This window comes from Bradyrhizobium sp. IC3123, assembly GCF_020193625.1.
Lineage (GTDB): Bacteria > Pseudomonadota > Alphaproteobacteria > Rhizobiales > Xanthobacteraceae > Bradyrhizobium > Bradyrhizobium yuanmingense.
In genome coordinates this window covers 1-1,465 of record NZ_JADYVF010000043.1, presented here as the reverse complement: position 1 = coordinate 1,465, position 1,465 = coordinate 1, and the positions used below count along the sequence as shown (strand labels likewise).

The window sequence follows — 1,465 nt, the reverse complement described above, 5'->3', positions numbered from 1 at the left end:
TGAGAAAGAATGTATGGTCCGCACCGTCCGTGCAAGGGTCGTAACAGCGAAAATGACGCTTCCAGTTGCATAAATGTATCCGGCCTCTCGCGAGCGGACTGCTGTTGCAGCCAGGCCATGATGAGATCCGCGCACGCCGTTCCCAATAAATGGTTCGGGCACGAAGCCCGCTTTTTTGCACAGGGCTTACGGCATGTTGATCCACTGTTTCGTCATCACTGTTCCCGAGCCTTGCAATCTCGCCAGAAGTCGTCAGCTGAAAGCAGGATCCCTGCGTTCGTAGAGTGCTCCTGGCTTGTTCAAGACCACCCAGACAATGCGAGCCATCTTGGCGGCTAGTGCGACAACGGCCTTATTCGGATGCATCCGAGCTTGGAGCCCGTTGAGCCAGCTTCCAAAGCGATCGCGCGTTCGGTCCAGATGCCGGAAGCAGGATCGCGCGCCATGCACTAGAAGTTTTCTCAAATAGCGGTTGCCGCGTTTGCTGATGCCAAGCAACGTCTGTTTTCCGCCGGTCGAGTATTGTCTGGGCACCAACCCCAGCCAGGCAGCAAGGTCGCGAGCCTTGCGAAACTGCAACCCATCACCGATCGCGGCAAGCACAGCGGTCGCACCTAATGCGCCGATACCAGGGATTGTCATCAGCCGGCGTGTAACGTCCTCTCGGTTAGCGACCGCTTCGATCTCCTGTGTCACTTGGCGGATCCGTTCTTCGAGGCGGCAGAGATCGGCGTAGAGATCGCCGACCAGACGCCGCATCACCGGTGATATACCGTTTCCTTCGTCTTTCAAAGCGAGCGGTAGCTCGAGCTTGAATATTCCGGCCCCCTGACGCAAAGGTACGCCATACTCGAGGCAGAAAGCCCGCATCTGATTGATCAGGCGTGTCCTCGCGCCGACCATCTGGTCACGGATTCGATGCAGCGCTTGAAGATCGACCTGGTCCTCCTCCTTCACGGCGACGAAGCGCATTGTCGGTCGCGTCGTGGCCTCAGCGATCGCCTCGGCGTCGATGATGTCGTTCTTGTTTGACTTCACGTAGGGCTTCACGAATTGCGCGGGGATCAGGCGCACCTTGTGACCAAGTGCCTGTATCTTCCGGGCGAGCCACTGTGAACCGGCGCAGGAATCCATGCCAACTATGCTTGGTTGTGCGCGAGCAAAGAACTGAAGAAGAGTGTCCCGTCGAGAGCGAACTTTCTGAACAGGTGTGCCGTCGCAGCTCAGGCCAACGACGTGGAACAGGTTCTTGCCAATGTCGATCCATAGACAGCCGCAGGTCGCGGCAAATTGCGATGGGCCATGATACTCTTCTCTATTGATCTGACCTCCCCCATGATGAGGGAGGAGGACGGTGCGGACCATCCCATTAATGGTGACGCAAGCGGCCAAGCGGAAAGCTGTCGCCCATCTCCGTGGAGCCTTCGGGATGAGCGAACTGCGGGCGTGTAAAGTCATCGGCTGC

General features: G+C 57.7%; 1 protein-coding gene. It reads right to left on the bottom strand.

Features of this window, described 5'->3' with window-relative positions:
* Positions 1-252: 252 nt before the first annotated feature.
* The gene (locus I6F20_RS37515; RefSeq protein ID WP_463671698.1) at positions 253-1,458 is read right to left on the bottom strand and encodes an IS110 family RNA-guided transposase; all 1,206 of its coding nucleotides are present in this window, start codon (positions 1,456-1,458) and stop codon (positions 253-255) included.
* Between the last annotated feature and the right edge of the window lie 7 nt (positions 1,459-1,465).